Origin of the sequence: Pseudomonas panipatensis (assembly GCF_900099785.1) — a bacterium.
In the GTDB taxonomy this organism is placed as follows: domain Bacteria; phylum Pseudomonadota; class Gammaproteobacteria; order Pseudomonadales; family Pseudomonadaceae; genus Pseudomonas; species Pseudomonas panipatensis.
Genome location: NZ_FNDS01000009.1, coordinates 25,048 through 42,863 on the forward strand (window position 1 = coordinate 25,048; position 17,816 = coordinate 42,863).

The 17,816-nt window shown below is 64.0% G+C and carries 18 protein-coding genes; 7 read left to right on the plus strand and 11 right to left on the minus strand.

What is annotated here, in order from left to right:
- Nucleotides 1-11: 11 nt before the first annotated feature.
- From BLQ74_RS20115 to tldD, 3 genes are all read left to right on the plus strand, one after another.
- The gene (locus tag BLQ74_RS20115) at nucleotides 12-3,836 is read left to right on the plus strand and encodes a YhdP family protein (RefSeq protein WP_090265562.1); all 3,825 of its coding nucleotides are present in this window, start codon (nucleotides 12-14) and stop codon (nucleotides 3,834-3,836) included.
- 158 nt (nucleotides 3,837-3,994) lie between these two features.
- A complete protein-coding gene (locus BLQ74_RS20120) occupies nucleotides 3,995-4,843 on the plus strand; it encodes a carbon-nitrogen hydrolase family protein (protein WP_090265564.1) in 849 nt (282 codons plus the stop codon).
- Between the two features lie 2 nt (nucleotides 4,844-4,845).
- Nucleotides 4,846-6,303 (plus strand): metalloprotease TldD, encoded by a 1,458-nt coding sequence (tldD, locus tag BLQ74_RS20125; RefSeq protein WP_090265566.1) that lies wholly within the window; start codon nucleotides 4,846-4,848, stop codon nucleotides 6,301-6,303.
- A 65-nt stretch (nucleotides 6,304-6,368) separates the two neighbouring features.
- Here tldD and yjgA read toward each other — a convergent pair whose 3' ends face one another.
- A complete protein-coding gene (gene yjgA, locus BLQ74_RS20130; RefSeq protein WP_090265569.1) occupies nucleotides 6,369-6,893 on the minus strand; it encodes a ribosome biogenesis factor YjgA in 525 nt (174 codons plus the stop codon).
- Between the two features lie 119 nt (nucleotides 6,894-7,012).
- On the opposite strand from yjgA, the gene pmbA reads away from it, so the two are divergent.
- Nucleotides 7,013-8,362, plus strand: a complete 1,350-nt coding sequence (gene pmbA, locus BLQ74_RS20135; RefSeq protein WP_090265570.1) for a metalloprotease PmbA — start codon at nucleotides 7,013-7,015, stop codon at nucleotides 8,360-8,362.
- 57 nt (nucleotides 8,363-8,419) lie between these two features.
- Here the strand turns inward: pmbA and BLQ74_RS20140 are convergent, their stop codons facing one another.
- The 10 genes from BLQ74_RS20140 to BLQ74_RS20185 all read right to left on the minus strand — a co-directional run bounded on the left by BLQ74_RS20140 (nucleotide 8,420) and on the right by BLQ74_RS20185 (nucleotide 15,484).
- Complete coding sequence (locus BLQ74_RS20140) at nucleotides 8,420-8,692, minus strand: HPr family phosphocarrier protein (RefSeq protein ID WP_090265572.1); 273 nt, start codon at nucleotides 8,690-8,692, stop codon at nucleotides 8,420-8,422.
- A 30-nt stretch (nucleotides 8,693-8,722) separates the two neighbouring features.
- Nucleotides 8,723-9,580, minus strand: coding sequence for an RNase adapter RapZ (gene rapZ / locus BLQ74_RS20145; protein ID WP_090265573.1), 858 nt, complete (start codon nucleotides 9,578-9,580; stop codon nucleotides 8,723-8,725).
- A 2-nt stretch (nucleotides 9,581-9,582) separates the two neighbouring features.
- Nucleotides 9,583-10,047, minus strand: coding sequence for a PTS IIA-like nitrogen regulatory protein PtsN (ptsN, locus tag BLQ74_RS20150; RefSeq protein WP_090265575.1), 465 nt, complete (start codon nucleotides 10,045-10,047; stop codon nucleotides 9,583-9,585).
- Between the two features lie 10 nt (nucleotides 10,048-10,057).
- Nucleotides 10,058-10,366, minus strand: a complete 309-nt coding sequence (gene hpf, locus BLQ74_RS20155; RefSeq protein ID WP_090265577.1) for a ribosome hibernation-promoting factor, HPF/YfiA family — start codon at nucleotides 10,364-10,366, stop codon at nucleotides 10,058-10,060.
- Between the two features lie 77 nt (nucleotides 10,367-10,443).
- Nucleotides 10,444-11,940, minus strand: coding sequence for an RNA polymerase factor sigma-54 (locus tag BLQ74_RS20160; RefSeq protein WP_090265579.1), 1,497 nt, complete (start codon nucleotides 11,938-11,940; stop codon nucleotides 10,444-10,446).
- 215 nt (nucleotides 11,941-12,155) lie between these two features.
- A complete protein-coding gene (gene lptB, locus BLQ74_RS20165) occupies nucleotides 12,156-12,881 on the minus strand; it encodes an LPS export ABC transporter ATP-binding protein (RefSeq protein WP_090265582.1) in 726 nt (241 codons plus the stop codon).
- Nucleotides 12,881-13,417: a lipopolysaccharide transport periplasmic protein LptA gene (gene lptA, locus BLQ74_RS20170; protein WP_090265584.1), complete on the minus strand. Its 537-nt coding sequence runs from the start codon at nucleotides 13,415-13,417 to the stop codon at nucleotides 12,881-12,883. Before lptA ends, lptB begins: the two co-directional genes overlap by 1 nt.
- Nucleotides 13,404-13,976 (minus strand): LPS export ABC transporter periplasmic protein LptC, encoded by a 573-nt coding sequence (gene lptC, locus BLQ74_RS20175; RefSeq protein ID WP_090265586.1) that lies wholly within the window; start codon nucleotides 13,974-13,976, stop codon nucleotides 13,404-13,406. The genes lptA and lptC overlap by 14 nt, the downstream gene beginning before the upstream one ends.
- An 8-nt stretch (nucleotides 13,977-13,984) precedes the next feature.
- Nucleotides 13,985-14,509, minus strand: coding sequence for a KdsC family phosphatase (locus BLQ74_RS20180; protein ID WP_090265588.1), 525 nt, complete (start codon nucleotides 14,507-14,509; stop codon nucleotides 13,985-13,987).
- The gene (locus BLQ74_RS20185; RefSeq protein WP_090265590.1) at nucleotides 14,510-15,484 is read right to left on the minus strand and encodes a KpsF/GutQ family sugar-phosphate isomerase; all 975 of its coding nucleotides are present in this window, start codon (nucleotides 15,482-15,484) and stop codon (nucleotides 14,510-14,512) included.
- A 243-nt stretch (nucleotides 15,485-15,727) separates the two neighbouring features.
- On the opposite strand from BLQ74_RS20185, the gene BLQ74_RS20190 reads away from it, so the two are divergent.
- Genes BLQ74_RS20190 through mlaD form a run of 3 tightly spaced genes read left to right on the plus strand, consistent with a single transcriptional unit; the run spans nucleotide 15,728 to nucleotide 17,807 of the window.
- The gene (locus BLQ74_RS20190) at nucleotides 15,728-16,537 is read left to right on the plus strand and encodes an ATP-binding cassette domain-containing protein (protein WP_090265592.1); all 810 of its coding nucleotides are present in this window, start codon (nucleotides 15,728-15,730) and stop codon (nucleotides 16,535-16,537) included.
- Nucleotides 16,537-17,334 carry a lipid asymmetry maintenance ABC transporter permease subunit MlaE gene (gene mlaE, locus BLQ74_RS20195; RefSeq protein WP_090265595.1) on the plus strand — a complete coding sequence of 266 codons (798 nt, stop codon included), beginning with the start codon at nucleotides 16,537-16,539 and terminating at the stop codon, nucleotides 17,332-17,334. The genes BLQ74_RS20190 and mlaE overlap by 1 nt, the downstream gene beginning before the upstream one ends.
- Entirely contained in the window at nucleotides 17,334-17,807 is a 474-nt protein-coding gene (gene mlaD, locus BLQ74_RS20200; protein WP_090265597.1) for an outer membrane lipid asymmetry maintenance protein MlaD, read from the plus strand. Before mlaE ends, mlaD begins: the two co-directional genes overlap by 1 nt.
- The last annotated feature ends 9 nt before the right edge of the window (nucleotides 17,808-17,816 follow it).

Consider the following 17,816-nt stretch of genomic DNA (forward strand, 5'->3'; position numbering starts at 1 on the left):
CCGGCATTGACATGCAGCGTTTCGGCCGCCTGTTAGCCACCGCCCTGCGCGGGCTGCTGGGGCTGTGCTGCCTGGTGCTGGTGCTGCTGGCGCTCTATGTCAGCCTCGGCCGGCAATTGGTGCCGCTGGTGGCGGAGTACCGCGAGCAATTGGTCGAGCAGGCCAGCGCCAAGCTCGGCCTGCCGGTCAGTGTCGGCGCGCTGGACGGGCACTGGCGGGGCTTCGGTCCGGTCATCGAGGTGCACGATATCCAGATCGGCGAGGGTCCTGGCGCCTTGCGTCTGGAGCGGGTGCGGCTGACGCCCGACGTGTTCGGCAGCCTCATGGCCCGTCAGCCAAGGGTCGATGCCCTGGAGTTCGCCGGCCTGCACCTGAGGTTCCGCGAAGGCGAGGATGGCCAGTGGCAGGTGGAAGGATTGCCCCAGCCGTCGCAGGCCTCCGATCCACGGCAACTGATCGATCTCCTGCTGACTCCCGGGCGCCTGTCCCTGCTGGACAGCCAGATCACCTTTTTGCCCAGGGACATGCAACCGCAAACGCTCAGCTACCTGAGCCTGACCCTGCACAACGGCGTTTTCGGCCAACGCCTGGATGGCCGCGTGAACCTTCCCGACGGCCAGCCCCTGTCGCTGCGCGTCGATGGCCGAGTCAATCGCGACGACTGGCAACGCAGTTCCCTGGATGCCTATCTGAGTCTGCCGCAGAGCGACTGGGCGAAGTGGCTGCCGCCACGCCTGACCCAGAGTTGGCGGGTGGTCCAGGCCAAGGCTGGCGGTGAAGTCTGGCTCCGCGTCGAGCAGGGCGTGGCGCAGAACGCCGTGCTGCGCCTGAACGCGCCACAGATTCAGGCGGCCTACGATGGACGGGAGCCGGTCAGCATCGGCGATCTCGGCGTCGGCCTGTATCTCTCCCGCGAGGGCGACGATCTGCGCCTGCGCGTCGCCGATCTGGCGGCCAACTTCGGCAACACCCGCTGGGGCGAGGCGGAACTCGAACTGCTGCGCCACAGTGGCGACGACGAACACTGGCAACTGCGCGCCGATCGCCTCGACCTGGCGCCACTGGTGCCGCTGATCGAGTCCCTCGCGCCCCTGCCGGATGCCGCGGTGGCCTGGCTCGGCGGCCTCAAGCCGAGCGGTGTGCTGCATAACCTCAACCTGGATTACTGGCCGCAGCGCCAGGGCGTCCAGCGCCTGACCTACGCCAGCAATCTGGAAAAGGTCGGTGTCAGCGCCTACCGCGAGGTTCCGGCGGTCGCCAATGTCGATGGCACCTTCAGCGGCAACCTGGGCGGTGGCCAACTGGATGCGTCGGCCCAGGATTTCATGCTCCACCTGGCCATGCTGTTCCCCGAGCCCTGGCGTTTCCGCAAGGCCAACGCGCGCTTGTTCTGGTCCTGGGACGACCAGGCGTTCACCCTGGGCAGCCACCTGATGCAGGTCGAGGGCGATGTCGGCCGGCTAGGCGGCGACATGTTGATCCGCCTGATGCATGACAGCAGCAAGGAAAGCTACATGGACCTGCGGGTCGGCCTGCGCGATGGCGATGGACGCTTCACGCCGTTGTTCCTGCCGACGGTGCTGCCGGAAATGAGCCAGGACCTGGCGCACTGGCTGTCCACGGCGATCAAGGGCGGGCGTGTCGAGCAGGGGTATTTCCAGTGGCAGGGTTCGCTGCAGAAGGGCGCCGCGCCCGAGGCCCACGTCATGAGCCTGTATTTCAAGGTGCATGACGGCGAACTGGACTATCAGCCCGGCTGGCCGGCTCTCAGCCAGGCCGAGGGTGAGGTGCTGGTGCAGAACAACGATGTGCGCATCCACGCGCAGTCCGGGCGCATCCTGCAGAGCCAGGTGCGCGATGTGAGTGTGGACATTCCGGCGGTGCCGCATGGCGAAGTGTCCCATCTGCTGATCGATGGCACGGTCGACAGCAACCTGGCCGATGGCCTGAAAATCCTCCAGGACTCCCCCCTCGGCGTACAGCAGGCGTTCGCCGGCTGGAGCGGCGAAGGTCCGTTGCAGGGCCATCTGAAGCTGGACATCCCGCTGGCCAAGGCGCAGGCGAACAAGACCCGGGCGGTGGTCGATTTCGCCACGGAGAATGCGCGTCTGAAGATCAGTAAGCCGCTGCTGGAACTGAGCCAGCTCAAGGGCGCTTTCCGCTACGACACCAATAGCGGCCTGAGCGGCCAGAACATCGTCGCCCAGGCCCTGGGCGCGCGGGTCGCGGGCAGCATCCGCGCCGAGGGCAGCCCCGGCGTGCCGCGCAGCCGCATTCTGGTGGGCGGCCAGGTCGCGTTGAAGAATCTGCTCGAATGGGGCGGCGTCAAGCAGACGCTGCCGGTGGCCGGGCGCGTGCCTTATCAGCTCGATCTGCTGATTGACGGAAAGGATAGCCAGCTCCAGGTCAACTCCAGCCTTCAGGGGGTCGCCATCGACCTGCCGGCGCCTTTCGGCAAGGCTGCGGACGAGAGCCGTCCGAGCAGCTGGAGCATGACGCTGGAGGGGCCCGAACGGCGCTATTGGGCCAGCTACGACAAGCTCGCCAGCCTGGCCTATGCGGCGCCCGCCGACAACCTCCTGGGCGGACGTGGCGAGCTTCGCCTGGGGGGCGATTCGGCGCAGTTGCCCGGCGCCGCGGGTGTGCAGGTCCGCGGACGGGTGGCCAACCTGGATGCCGAAGCCTGGCAGGCCGCGCTGAAACAGTATTCCAACAACGATGTCCAGGGCGCGGCCGGACTGCTGCGTGGCGCCAATCTGCAGATCGGCAATTTCCGCGGTTTCGGTGTGAGCATGGACAACCTCACCCTGGACCTGGCTCGCCTCGACAGTAGCTGGCAGTTGGGGCTGAACAGCAGTTTGCTGGCCGGTCAGGTGGTGATCGCGGATGGCGGCAGCCGGCCGATGCAGATCCGCCTGGACCGCCTGGACCTGCCGAAGAATCCCACCAACGACCTGGCCAACCTGCCAACCCAGGCGCCCGATCCACTGGCGAAGGTCGATCCGCGCAGCCTGCCCGCCATGGATGTGAGCATTCGCCAGCTCACTCAGGGCGGCAAGCCGATCGGCGCCTGGAGCTTCAACGTACGCCCGACCACCAGCGGCACCAGCTTCAACAACCTGAACCTCGACCTGCGTGGGCTGAAGGTCAGCGGCGGTCTGCGCTGGGAGGGGCCGGTGGCGGCGACATACAGCAGATTCCAGGGCCGCCTGGAGGGCAAGAACCTGACCGACGTGCTCAAGGCCTGGGATTTCGCGCCCACCGCCACCAGCGAGCGCTTCAGTCTCGATGTCGACGGCGGCTGGCAGGGATCGCCGGCGCACATCAGCCTGCGCCACTTCGACGGGCGTCTGGAGGCGGATATGCGCAAGGGGCAGTTCGTCGAAGTAGAAGGGGGCGCCAACGCCCTGCGGGTGTTCGGTCTGCTCAACTTCAACGCCATCAGCCGCCGCCTGCGCCTGGACTTCTCCGACCTGCTCGGCAAGGGCCTGAGTTACGACCGGGTACGCGGCGTCCTGACGGCGACCGATGGCGTCTACCTGACCCGCGAGCCGATCAGGCTCACCGGGCCGTCGAGCAATATCGAGATGAATGGCACCCTGGACATGGCCCATGACCAGATCGACGCCAAGCTGTTGGTGACCCTGCCGGTGACCAATAACCTGCCGCTGGCCGCGCTGCTCGTTGGCGCCCCGGCGGTGGGGGGCGCGCTCTTCGTGGTCGACAAACTGCTGGGTGACCGGGTGGCGCGCTTCGCCAGTGTGCAGTACAGCGTCAAGGGCCCCTGGCAATCGCCGAACATCGCCTTCGAGAAGCCCTTCGAGAAACCCCGGTGAGCAGAGCCGGCGGGCATCGGTTAGGATGAAAGCCAGCGGCTTTCGAGCCGTTGCCTGCCGTGCTGCGCACCTCGGAAGAGCGTACCCCGGCAAGCCTCACCTCGGAACGCCGGACTTCGGCAAAGCCTAACCCGGACTACCGCCTCTCGGAGCCCCGCATGTCCATCGCTGTGATCCAGATGGTCAGCCAGGATGATGTCCTGGCCAATCTCGCCGCCGCTCGTCGTCTGCTCGAAGAGGCCGCGGCCGCCGGTGCGCGCCTTGCCGTGCTGCCGGAAAACTTCGCCGCCATGGGCCGCCGCGACCTCGCCGAGCTGGGCCGCGCGGAGGCCATGGGGGAAGGCCCCATCCTGCCCTGGTTGAAAAGCGCCGCGCGCGACCTCAGCTTGTGGATAGTGGCCGGGACCTTGCCATTGCCACCTGACGGTCAACCCGAGGCCAAGGCCAACGCCTGTTCCCTGCTGATCGATGATCAGGGGCAGCGCGTCGCGCGCTACGACAAATTGCATTTGTTCGACGTGGACGTCGCCGACGCCCGTGGGCGCTACCGCGAATCCGATGACTACGCCTTCGGCCAACAGGTGGTGGTGGCCGACACGCCGGTCGGACGCCTGGGGCTGACGGTGTGCTATGACTTGCGCTTTCCCGAGCTGTATACCCGCCTGCGTGAGTCCGGCGCCGAACTGATCAGCGCGCCTGCGGCCTTCACCGCTGTGACGGGCGCGGCGCATTGGGAGGTGCTGATTCGCGCGCGGGCCATCGAGACGCAGTGCTACCTGCTGGCCGCAGGGCAGGGTGGGAGCCACCCGCGTGGCCGCGAGACCTGGGGGCAATCGGCCATCGTCGATCCCTGGGGGCGCATCGTCGCTCAGCGGGACAAGGGCGAGGCTGTGCTGCTGGCCGAGCGCGACAGCGCGGAACAGACGGCGGTCCGGCAACGCATGCCGGTCGTCCGCCACCGACGATTTTATCCGCCGGCCGAACCAGGCCCGGCGCCTACGGAGTGAATATGAGCGAGTTGTTGTCATCCGTCAGCCAGCAGTTGCTGGTCCCCGGTGGGCTGGACATCGATGGTCTGCAACCGATCCTGCACGAGCTGAGCGGCCCGGGCATCGATGCCGCCGACCTGTATTTCCAGAGCCAGATTTCCGAGTCCTGGATGCTCGAGGACGGCATCGTCAAGGAAGGCAGCTTCCACATGGACCAGGGTGTCGGTGTCCGCGCCCAGTCCGGTGAGAAGACCGGTTTCGCCTACAGCAATGCCATCAATGCGGAGGCCCTGTCGCAGGCAGCCCGCGCCGCGCGCTCGATCTCCCGCGCGGGGCAGAATGGGCGGGTACAAGCGTTCCGTGCCAGTGTGCCGCCGCGCCTGTACGCCGGCGACAATCCACTGGATGTGCTCAGCCGTGCCGAAAAGGTCGAGTTGCTGCAGCAGATCGATGCCGCCACGCGCGCGCTCGATTCACGCATCCAGCAGGTCACGGTCAGTCTGGCCGGTGTCTGGGAGCAGATTCTGGTCGCTGCGGCGGACGGCTCCCTGGCTGCCGATATCCGCCCGCTGGTGCGCTTCAACGTCAGTGTCATCGTCGAGCAGAATGGTCGCCGTGAGCGCGGTGGCCATGGCGGCGGCGGGCGTACCGACTACCGCTTCTTCCTGGAGAAGAACGGCGTCCACGAAACGCGCGCCATGGGCTATGCCCGCGAGGCTCTGCGCCAGGCGCTGGTCAACCTGGAAGCGGTTCCCGCGCCGGCGGGCACGCTGCCGGTGGTGATGGGCGCCGGCTGGTCCGGCGTGCTGCTGCACGAAGCCGTGGGCCATGGCCTGGAGGGCGACTTCAACCGCAAGGGCAGCTCGGCCTACAGTGGCCGCGTTGGCGAAAAAGTCGCTTCCAGCCTCTGCACCATCGTTGACGACGGCACCCTGGCCGGGCGCCGTGGGTCGTTGTCAGTGGACGACGAGGGGACCCCGACCCAGTACAACGTGCTGATCGAAAACGGCATCCTCAAGGGCTATATGCAGGACAAGCTGAATGCTCGCCTGATGGGCGTGGCGCTTACCGGTAACGGCCGGCGTGAATCCTATGCGCACCTGCCGATGCCGCGCATGACCAACACCTACATGCTGGCCGGGCAGAGCGAGCCGGGGGAAATCATCGCCTCGGTGGAGAAGGGTATCTACTGCGCGAATCTCGGCGGTGGCCAGGTGGACATCACCAGTGGCAAGTTCGTCTTCGCCACGAGCGAGGCGTACCTGATCGAAAACGGCAAGATCACGCGTCCTGTGAAGGGCGCCACGCTGATCGGCAATGGCCCAGAAGTGATGAGCCGGGTGTCGATGGTCGGCAACGACATGGCCCTGGACAGTGGCGTGGGTACCTGCGGCAAGGACGGTCAGTCGGTGCCGGTGGGCGTCGGCCAACCGACCCTGAAGATCGACGCGATCACGGTCGGCGGTACCGGTGCCTGATAGCGCCGGTGGCAGGGCCAGGGCGCCATCCGTTGCGGGCGGCGCGCTGACGGCCGCGCTGCCTGTCAGCGCAATCCGCGCTTCAGTTCGTCCAGCTCGCGGATGTATTTGAAGATCTTCCGCGCTGCCGCCGGTGGCTTGTTGTGAGCCGCCTCGTGCTGGGCATGGCGGATCAGTTGCAGCAGGTGCTGGCGGTCGCTGTCCGGGTATTCCCCGAAGAACGCCGACAGCGCTTCGTCGCCGCCGCTAATCAGGCGGTCGCGCCAGCGTTCGAGGGCGTGGAAGCGCTCGTTGTACTGGCGGGTGGAGCTGTCCATTTGGTCGAGCAAGGTGGTGATGGCGTCGACATCCTGGTCGCGCATCAGCTTGCCGATGTATTGCAGGTGGCGTTTGCGGGCGACGTTGGCCTTGTGCTTGGGAGCGTCGGCCAGCGCGCGGCGTAGGGGATCGGTGAGTGGCATGCGGTCCAGCAGGTCGGCCTTGAGCGTGGTCAGGCGTTCGCCCAGGTCCTGCAGCGCATGCAGCTCGCGTTTGATTTGCGACTTGCTCTTCTCATCGAACAGCGAGTCGTCGTCGTGAATTTCAGCCATGGTGGTGGTCCAGTGGAAAACGCCGCCATGATAACGAGTCGAGGGCCGCTTGTCCGGCCCGCCCGTAGTGCCGCAGGGCAAGCCGCCCCGGCAGCGGGTCAGAACAGGAGAGTCATGCAATGAGCGAACAGGCCAAGGTAGTCGGCCCCGACGTACTTCCCGAACTGCGCGAGCAGGTCGAGCGGATCATCGACGAAGCGAAACGTCAGGGTGCCAGTGGCTGCGAGGTCGCTGTCTCGGTGGAGCAGGGACTGTCCACCAGTGTGCGCCAGGGCGAGGTGGAAACCGTCGAGTTCAACCGTGACCAGGGATTTGGCATCACGCTCTACGTCGGCCAGCGCAAGGGCTCGGCGAGCACCTCGGCGACCGGTGAGGCGGCCATCCGGGAAACCGTGGCGGCGGCCTTGGCCATCGCTAAGCATGCGTCGGAGGACGAGTGTGCCGGCCTCGCCGATGCCGCGCTGATGGCCCGCGAGTTACCCGATCTTGACCTCTACCACGCCTGGTCGCTGACCCCGGACGAAGCCGTGGAGCGCGCGCTGGTTTGCGAAGCTGCCGCTTTCGCCGCCGACGCACGGGTAACCAAGGCCGACGGCACCACCCTGAACACCCACCATGGCTGCCGCGTATACGGCAACAGCCATGGCTTCATCGGCGGCTACGCCAGCACGCGGCACAGCCTCAGTTGCGTGATGATTGCCGAAGGCGAAGGGCAGATGCAGCGTGACTACTGGTACGACGTGAACCGTCGTGGCGAGTTGCTCGACAGCCCCGAGAACATTGGCCGGCGTGCGGCCCAGCGCGCCGCCAGTCGTCTCGGCGCCCGCCCGGTGCCGACTGCCGAGGTGCCGGTGCTGTTCGCCCCGGAAGTGGCGGTCGGCCTGTTCGGGCATTTCCTCGGTGCGATCTCCGGTGGCAGCCTGTACCGCAAGTCTTCCTTCCTCGAAGGCTGCCTTGGCCAGCGCCTGTTCCCCGAGTGGCTGACCCTCGATGAACGGCCGTTGCTGCGTGGCGCCCTGGGCAGCGCCTCCTTCGACAATGACGGCCTGGCGACCTACGCCAAACCGTTCGTGGAGAACGGCACCCTGGTCTCCTACGTGCTCGGCACCTACTCCGGCCGCAAGCTGGGCATGCCGAGCACGGCCAATGCCGGTGGCGTGCATAACCTCTTCGTCACCCATGGCGACGAGGACCAGAAGGCACTGCTGCGGCGCATGGGGCGCGGCCTGCTAGTCACCGAGTTGATGGGGCAGGGCGTCAATCTGGTCACCGGTGACTACTCGCGAGGTGCTGGCGGCTATTGGGTGGAAAATGGCGAGATTCAGTTCCCGGTACAGGAAGTCACCATTGCCGCCAACCTCAAGGATCTGTTCGCCAGCATCGTGACGATCGGCAATGACGTGGAAAACCGCGGCAACCTGCACACCGGTTCGGTGCTGGTGGAGCGCATGATGGTGGCCGGCAACTGATTGCCGGCAACACGAAAAAGCCCGCCGGATGGCGGGCTTTTTCATGACCGAATGGCGCTATTCGCCTTCGTCGAAGTAATTGTTGATCAGTTCCGCCAGCGCTTGCAGCGCCTCGTCCTCTTGCTCGCCTTCCGCGAACAGATGCAGATTGGTGCCCTTGCCTGCGGCGAGCATCATCACAGCCATGATGCTCTTGCCGTCCACGGTGCTCTCCGGGGTGCGGCCTACGCGGATCTGGCAGGGGAAGCGACCGGCCACGCCGACGAATTTGGCCGCAGCGCGGGCGTGTAGGCCAAGCTTGTTGATGATGGTGATCTCGAGGGCGGGCATCGCGAGGGACTGTCCTTTTGTTATTTGCTGCTAGCTCAGGTCGCGGTGGCGAATCTGTACGTTCTTCAGGGATTCTTTCAAGGCGCTGCCGATGCGCTCGGCCAGATAGACCGAGCGATGATGGCCGCCCGTGCAGCCAATGGCAATGGTCACATAGGCACGATTGCTGGCGGCGAAACGCGGAAGCCACTTGTTCAGGTATGCCAGGGTGTCCTGGTACATCTCTTCCACATCGGCCTGCTCGCCCAGATATTCCTTCACCTCGGTGTCGAGGCCTGAGAGTTCGCGCAGCTCTGGCTTCCAATACGGGTTGGGCAGGCAGCGCACGTCGAATACCAGATCGGCATCCACCGGCATGCCGCGCTTGAAACCGAAGGATTCGACCAGGAATGCCGTGCCCAGCTCTGGCTTGTTCAGCAGGCGCAGCTTGATGACGTCGCGAAGTTGATAGAGGTTGAGGTTGGTGGTGTTCAGCTTGAGATCGGCGAGGTCGGCGATCGGGCTCAGCAACTGGGCTTCGTCGCCGATGGCCTCGGCCAGCGAACGGTTGTCGCTGCTCAGCGGATGGCGTCGGCGGGTTTCCGAGAAGCGCTTGAGCAGGGTTTCGTCATCGGCATCGAGGTACAGCACGTCGCACTGAATGTGCTTGTCGCGGGCTTCCTGAAGAAGCTCGGGGAAGCGCTTCAACTGGCTAGGCAGGTTGCGGGCATCTATCGACACGGCGACCTGTGGATGCAGCAGTTCGGTGTGCAGCAGGGCGCGCTGGGCCAGGTCCGGCAGCAGGCTGGCCGGCAGGTTGTCGATGCAGTAGAAGCCGTTGTCTTCAAGGACGTTGAGCGCTGTGCTCTTGCCCGAGCCGGAGCGGCCGCTGACGATGATCAGGCGCATGCTTATCGGCCGTTCTGCACGTCCACGACGATCTGGTACAGCGCTTCGCCGTCCCGTGCGTGGCGCAGCCGTTCGCGGACATCGGAGCGGTCGAGCATGGATGCGATCTGCCGCAGCAGCTCCAGGTGTTCCTCGGTGGCGGCTTCCGGTACCAGCAGGACGAAGACCAGGTCGACCGGCGCGCCGTCGAGGGCATCGAAGTCGACGGGGGCGTCGAGGTGGAGGATGGCGCTGATCGGTTCCTTGCAGCCGGTGAGGCGGCAGTGGGGAATGGCGATGCCATTGCCGAAACCCGTGGAGCCCAGGCGTTCGCGGGCTACCAGGCTTTCGAAGATGTTTTGCGCGTCGAGGCCCGGCAGGTCGCGGGCGACCAGGTTGGCAATCTGTTCCAGTACGCGCTTCTTGCTGCCTCCCGGCACGTTCACGAAGGAACGGCCGGGGGTCAGGATCTGCTCAAGTCGGATCATAGGGGAGGGGTTAGCGGACTCCGACGCCCTGTTGGCGTTCGAGGTACTTTTCCTTGTGTTTGATCAGCTGGCGGTCGAGTTTGTCGGTCAGCAGGTCGATGGCTGCGTACATGTCCTCATGTTCGGCACAGGCGACTACTTCGCCACCGGCGACATGCAGGGTGGCTTCGATACGCTGTTTGAGTTTCTCGACCTCCATGATGACCTGGACATTGGTGATCTTGTCGAAATGGCGCTCCAGCCGGCCGAGTTTTTCGCCGACATAATCGCGCAGGGCGTCGGTCACATCCAGTTGATGGCCACTGATGTTGACTTGCATACCGCTTCTCCTTATTGCCCGTGTAGAAGTGGCAGGTTATGCAACCTGCCGCCGGAACACCTTGGCGTGGGTCAAGGTCAGACCAGACGCTTACGCTCGCTGGACGGAGCGATACCGAGGGATTCCCGGTACTTGGCGACGGTCCGACGTGCCACTTGAATGCCCTGTGCCTCCAGTAAACCAGCGATCTTGCTGTCGCTCAACGGCTTTTTCGGACTTTCTGCCGCCACCAGTTTTTTGATGATGGCGCGGATGGCGGTGGAGGAGCACTCGCCACCCTCGGAGGTGCTGACGTGGCTGGAGAAGAAGTATTTCAGCTCGAAGATGCCACGCGGGGTGTGCATGAATTTTTGCGTGGTCACCCGTGAGATGGTCGATTCATGCATGCCCACCGCTTCGGCGATGTCGTGCAGGACCAACGGCTTCATCGCTTCCTCGCCATACTCGAGAAAGCCGCGCTGGTGCTCGACGATCTGGGTGGCGACTTTCATCAGGGTTTCGTTGCGGCTCTGCAGGCTTTTGATGAACCAGCGCGCTTCCTGCAGTTGGTTGCGCATGAAGGTGTTGTCCGCGCTGGAGTCGGCGCGGCGCACCAGGCCGGCGTACTGCGAGTTGACGCGCAGGCGCGGCACGGCTTCCTGGTTCAGTTCGACCAGCCAGCGCTCGTTGTGCTTGCGCACGATGACGTCGGGCACCACATATTCGGCTTCGCCGGACTCGATCTGCGAACCGGGGCGTGGGTGCAGCGACTGGATCAGTTCGATGGTCTCGCGCAGCTCGTCTTCCTTGAGCTTCATGCGCCGCATCAGTTGCGCATAGTCGCGGCTGCCGAGCAGGTCGAGGTGGTCGGAGACCAGGCGCTGGGCCTCGCTCAGCAGGTAGGTGTCCTCTGGCATCTGGCGCAGTTGCAGGAGCAGGCACTCGCGCAGATTGCGCGCGCCGACCCCGGCGGGCTCCATCTGCTGGATGCGTCGAAGCACGACTTCGATTTCGTCCATCTCGACATCCAGTTCAGGATCGAGGGAGGAAAGGATGTCGTCGAGGGATTCTTCCAGGTAACCGTCATCGTTGATGCCGTCGATGATGCTCAGGGCGATCAGGCGATCGGTATCGGACATGGGAGCCAGATTGAGTTGCCACAGCAGATGGCTTTGCAGGCTTTCGCCGGCGGACGTGCGAGCGGTGAAATCCCACTCGTCGTCATCGTTGCTCGGCAGGCTGCTGGCGCTGGTCTGGTAGATGTCTTCCCAGGCGGTGTCGACCGGTAGTTCGTTGGGGATGCGGTCGGCCCATTGATCTTCGTCCAGGCTGTCGGCGCTGGGTGTGGTGCTTTCCTGGTAGGTGTCGCTCTGCGTGTTCGTACTGGTTGGCGTGTCGTCGCCATCGGCCAGCGGGTCGCTGTTGTCGAAGTCGTCGCCATCTTCCTGGCGTTCGAGCATCGGGTTGGATTCCAGGGCCTCCTGGATCTCCTGCTGCAGATCGAGCGTGGACAGTTGGAGCAGTCGGATGGCCTGTTGCAGCTGCGGGGTCATCGTCAGCTGCTGACCCATCTTGAGGACGAGCGATGGTTTCATGGCAGGAACTTGGCACCTTGTTCGCTGGCGCGGGGGAGCGCCATATCCACGACTACGGGCGCCGGGTTTTGAACTCCGGGGCGCCGCTAGGAAGCAAATTATATGCCTGAATTTTTAGGCTTTGCCTAGAGCGGAAAACATTTATTCGGTGCCATGCACCAGGTGCGTGGACGCGAGGCGCAACCGTCTGCGTGAGCAGACGGTTGCCGACGGGCTTACAGGCGGAACTCGTGACCGAGATAGACTTCCTTGACCAGTTCGTTGGCCAGGATGGTTGCGGAGTCGCCTTCGGCGATCAGTTGGCCGTCGTTGACGATGTAGGCGGTTTCGCAGATATCCAGGGTCTCGCGGACGTTGTGGTCGGTGATGAGCACGCCGATCCCCTTGGCCTTGAGGTGGTGGATGATCTGTTTGATGTCGCCCACCGAGATGGGGTCCACGCCGGCGAAGGGTTCGTCGAGGAGGATGAACTTGGGCGCGCTGGCCAGGGCGCGGGCGATCTCGACCCGGCGCCGCTCACCGCCTGACAGGCTCATGCCGAGGTTGTCGCGGATGTGGTGGATGTGGAACTCCTCCAGCAGTCCTTCCAGGGCCTCCTTGCGTCCGTTGCGATCCAGGTCGCTGCGGGTTTCCAGGATGGCGCTGATGTTGTCCGCCACCGACAGCTTGCGGAAGATCGAGGCTTCCTGCGGCAGGTAGCCGATGCCGGCGCGTGCGCGACCGTGCATGGGCAGGTTGGTCACGTCCTGATCGTCGATACGGACTACCCCCTGCTCGGCTCGGATCAGGCCGACGATCATGTAGAAGCAGGTGGTCTTGCCCGCGCCGTTGGGGCCGAGCAGGCCGACGATCTGTCCGCTGTCGATGCTCATGCTGACGTCGCGAACGACCTGGCGGCCTTTGTAGCTCTTGGCGAGGTGCTGTGCGGTGAGCGTAGCCATTACTGCGCCTGATCCTGCTTTTTCTTCGGCTGGATGACCATGTCGATGCGCGGGCGCGGTGTGGTCACCTGGGTGCCCGTGGCACGGCCGGCGTTGACGATCTGCCGTTGGGTGTCATAGATGACCTTCTCGCCTTCGAAGGTGTTGCCTTCCTGGATCACCTTGGCCTGGTCGATCAGGATCACCCGGTTCTGGGTGACGAAGTACTGGATGGTCAGGCCGTAGGCCTTGGTGAGTTCCTTGTCCGGTGCCGGCTTCTGCTCGAAATAGGCAGGCTTGCCGACCGAAGTGACCACTTCGATCTCTCCACCCTTGTTCTGTTTCAGCGTGACGGTGTTGCCGGTCAGCTTCATGCTGCCCTGGGTCACGACGACGTCGCCACGGTAGACGGCGACGCCCTGCTTGTCGTCCATCTCGGCGCTGTCGGCTTGTACGCGGATCGGTTGCTCGCGATCCGTCGGCAGCGCCCAGGCGGCGGTGCTGCCGATGCTGGCGACGAGGCTGAGAAGTAGGGGGAGGGTATTAACGAACCTCATGCTGACCTCTTACGTTGGACAGCAGGAGCATCCGGCTGTCTTTCAGATACGCTTTCATTCCAACCGCCGTTGTCACTCCGTTGGGCTCGGTGATCTTAACGGGTTGCTCGGTTTGCGCATAATCCTGGTCCGGGAACACAGTCAGGCGCGTGGTGTTGAGGAGCAGGTTGCGGTTCTGCGCATCGGTGCGCTGGACCCGTACATCGTCGATCAATTCGACCTGCTTGCCTTGTGGTGCGACCTCTGCGCGTACGCTCTGCACGTGCCAGGGCAAGGTATCGCCGGCGCGGAAGAAGTACAGGTCAGGGGTGGTGACATTGGTGATGTCGGTCGCCTTCATGTGTTCCAGGCGATCGGCAGTCATCTCGTAACCGAGCGTGCCATCCACGCGATACTGGATGCTGTGCGCGCTCACCGCATAGAAATCGATGGCATCGTTGCTCTGCGGAATGTTGCGTTCGGTGAACAGATCCAGGCGCACGTTCCAGTAATACCCCAGGGCGACCAGCAGGACGGCGATCAGGGCGAGAATGAGCTTCTGGCGGAAAGACTTCGGCATGTTTGGCTCTACAGGTAGGCGCTTTGCGCCGCCTCCAGGTTGCCCTGGGCGTGCAGTATGAGTTCGCAGAATTCACGGGCCGCGCCCTCGCCGCCACGTGCCGCCGTCACGCCATGGGCGTGTTGGCGGACGAATGCGTCAGCGCTGGCCACGGTCATCCCCAGACCGACCCGGCGGATCACCGGGAGGTCGGGCAGGTCGTCGCCCAGGTAGGCCACGTGCTCATAGCCTAGCCCGAGTTCGGCGAGCAGTTGGTCGAGGACCACCAGCTTGTCCTCGCGACCCTGATAAAGGTGCTGGATGCCGAGGTTCTGTGCGCGGCGCTCGACGACCGCGCTCTGCCGGCCGCTGATGATGGCAGTACGCACGCCCGAGGCGATGAGCATCTTGATGCCGTGGCCGTCGAGGGTATTGAAAGTCTTGAATTCGCCGCCGTCGGGAAGGAAATACAGCTTGCCGTCGGTCAGCACGCCATCGACATCGAACACCGCCAGGCGCACGGCACGGGCACGTTGTTGCAGGTCGGCGCTCATTCAGATCACTCCGGCGCGAGTCAGGTCGTGGACATGCAGGACGCCGACCGGGTGATCGTGGTCATCGACCACGACGAGAACGTTGATCTTGTGGTCGTCCATGATTTTCAGCGCTTCGGCCGCGAGCATGTCGGGGCGCGCGGTCTTGCCGTGTACGGTCATGACCTGGTCGATGCTCACCTGGCGCACGTCCAGGCCCTTGTCCAGCGTGCGGCGCAGGTCACCGTCGGTGAACACGCCGGCAAGGCGGCCATCGTCGCCAAGGATGATGGTCATGCCCAGCCCCTTGCGGGTCATTTCCAGCAATGCGCCGCTGAGTGAAGTGCCGGGCGATACCTGCGGCAGTTCTTCACCTACGTGCATAATGTTTTCCACTTTCAGCAACAATCTCCGCCCCAATGCGCCGCCCGGATGCGAGAAAGCGAAGTCTTCGGCGGTGAAGCCACGGGCTTCCAGCAGGGCGATGGCGAGCGCGTCGCCGAGCACCAGGGAGACCGTGGTCGAGGAGGTCGGGGCCAGGTTCAGCGAGCAGGCTTCGTGCTCGACGCTGGCATCCAGATTGACTGCCGCTGCCTTGGCCAGCGGGGATTCCGGGTTGCCGGTCATGCTCACCAGGGTGATGCCCAGGCGCTTGATCAGCGGCAGCAGCGTGATGATTTCGGCGGTGGAGCCGGAGTTGGACAGCGCCAGAACCACGTCATCACGAGTGATCATGCCCATGTCGCCATGGCTGGCCTCGGCCGGATGCACGAAGAAGGACGGCGTGCCCGTGCTGGCCAGGGTGGCGGCGATCTTCCTGCCGATATGCCCGGACTTGCCCATGCCAACCACTACCACGCGGCCTTTGCAGGCGAGCAGCAGCTCGCAGGCGTGGGTGAATTCGGCTCCGATTCGCGGCAACAGGGCGTCGACCGAGTCGCGTTCGAGGCGGATCGTGCGCTGTGCGGAATGGATGAAGTCGTGATTCTGATTCATGTTCGCATGACGTGGGGCAAAGTGAAGGGCGAGATTATAACGGGAAAGCGTCATCGGCTTCATCCTGCTCATGCGCGAACATGGGCTCGGATTGCTGAATACCGGCTGAACGAGCCGTGGCAGACCCTTGGGCCGTCGTAGTCGGCGGTGCTATAGTGCGCCGCCGTTCGGCCTGTCCCATGTTCGCGTGCCCCGGCGGTTCGGCGGGCGCTGCAAGGACAGGGCTGTCACGCAAGGAGTTCTATGAGCACCGATGAAAAATACGCTGTCGAATTGAAGGGTGTGACCTTCAAGCGCGGAACCCGTGCCATTTTCGACAACGTGGATATTCGTATTCCGCGCGGTAAGGTTACCGGGATCATGGGGCCGTCCGGGTGCGGCAAGACCACGCTGCTGCGCCTGATCGCCGCTCAGTTGCGTCCCGCCCAGGGTGATGTCTGGGTGAATGGACAGAATCTGCCGAAGCTCGGGCGGGCCGACCTTTTCGATATGCGCAAGCAGTTCGGTGTGCTGTTCCAGAGCGGGGCGCTCTTCACTGATCTGGACGTGTTCGAGAACGTCGCCTTCCCGCTGCGGGTGCATACCGATCTGCCCGACGAGATGATTCGCGACATCGTATTGATGAAGCTGCAGGCGGTGGGCCTGCGCGGTGCGCTGGAGTTGATGCCGGATGAGTTGTCCGGCGGTATGAAACGCCGCGTCGCGTTGGCCCGGGCGATCGCCCTGGACCCGCAGATTCTCATGTACGACGAACCTTTCGTTGGCCAGGACCCGATTGCCATGGGCGTGCTGGTGCGCCTGATCCGTTTGCTCAACGACGCACTGGGGATCACCAGTATCGTGGTTTCCCACGACCTGGCCGAGACCGCCAGCATCGCCGACTACATCTATATCGTCGGTGACGGCAAGGTGCTCGGTCATGGCACGCCGGCGCAGCTCAAGGAGCTCGACGATCCGCGCGTGAGTCAGTTCATGAAGGGGATTCCGGACGGCCCGGTGCCGTTCCATTACCCCGCGCGCGACTATCGCGCCGATCTGTTGGGAGAAGGCTGATGCGCAAGACTTCACTGCTCGAGCGGATTCGCCTGCTCGGGCGTGCGGGCTTCGACGTGATCGAGGCGCTCGGGCGCTCGACACTGTTCCTGCTGCATGTGCTGGTCGGGCGTCGTGTTCCCGGCGGCATGTTCCATCTGCTGGTCAAGCAGCTGTACTCGGTTGGTGTGCTGTCGCTGGCGATCATCGTGGTCTCCGGCGTGTTCATCGGTATGGTGCTGGCCCTGCAGGGCTACAACATCCTCAAGGACTATGGGTCCGAGCAGGCGGTGGGGCAGATGGTGGCCCTGACGCTGTTGCGCGAGTTGGGGCCGGTGGTGACCGGTCTGCTGTTCGCGGGACGGGCAGGCTCTGCCTTGACTGCCGAGATCGGTAACATGAAATCCACCGAGCAGCTCTCCAGCCTGGAGATGATCGGTGTCGATCCGTTGCGCTATGTCATCGCTCCGCGCCTGTGGGCCGGCTTCATTTCGATGCCCTTGCTGGCGACGATCTTCAGCGTCGTCGGTATCTGGGGGGGCGCCGCGGTCGCCGTGGACTGGCTGGGCGTTTATGAGGGTTCCTTCTGGGCGAACATGCAGAACAGCGTGCAGTTCGGCAACGATGTGCTCAACGGTGTGATCAAGAGCGTGGTGTTCGCCTTTGTCGTGACCTGGATCGCCGTGTTCCAGGGCTACGATTGCGAACCGACCTCCGAGGGAATCAGCCGCGCAACGACGCGAACCGTGGTTTACGCCTCCCTGGCCGTATTGGGGCTGGACTTCATTCTGACCGCTTTGATGTTTGGAGACTTCTGATGCAAACCCGCACCCTGGAAATCGGTGTAGGCCTGTTTCTTCTCGCCGGCCTGCTGGCCTTGCTGCTGCTGGCCCTGCGTGTCAGTGGCCTGACCATTGGCAATTCCAACGACACCTATCGCCTCTATGCCTACTTCGATAACGTCGCGGGTGTGACCGTGCGCGGCAAAGTGACCATGGCCGGCGTGACCATCGGCAAGGTGGTCGCAGTGGACCTGGATCACGACAGCTACCGTGGCCGGGTGACCATGGAGATCAACAAGCAGGTGAACAACCTGCCGGATGACTCCACCGCGTCCATCCTGACCGCTGGTCTGCTGGGGGAGAAATACATCGGCATCAGTGTTGGTGGTGACGACAAGATGCTCAAGGATGGCGGTGTGATCCACGACACCCAGTCTGCGCTGGTGCTGGAAGACCTGATCGGCAAGTTCCTGCTGAACTCGGTCAATAAAGACGACACCAAGAAATGATGAGGATTA